Genomic DNA, 253 nt, shown 5'->3' on the forward strand with positions numbered 1-253 from the left:
GGTGGCAAGCACAACAGCGTTCACCGGGATATCGCTTTGGCTGTCGCGCCAAGCAGCCCAGAAGGCAGCGATAACACTGACATCCGAAATTGCCGAACATCAGGCTGTCCGCGTTGCGGCAGGCATCACCCATGCCTTGAACAGCGCCCGAAGCATTGCCGATCTCATCGACGCGGAGCGAAGCACCCAGTCGCCCAGGCGGGAGGTCGTGAACCGGTACTTGCAGCGTCTGGCTTCAAACCCGGCTTTCGCT

General features: G+C 60.9%; 1 protein-coding gene. It reads left to right on the forward strand.

Annotation, left to right across the window (positions count from 1 at the left end; all coding sequences use genetic code 11):
* On the forward strand, positions 1-253 hold a 253-nt coding region (locus JT719_RS24930; protein WP_207436474.1), incomplete at both ends, for a hypothetical protein.

This window comes from Sabulibacter ruber (assembly GCF_017355955.1).
GTDB lineage: Bacteria > Bacteroidota > Bacteroidia > Cytophagales > Hymenobacteraceae > Nibribacter > Nibribacter ruber_A.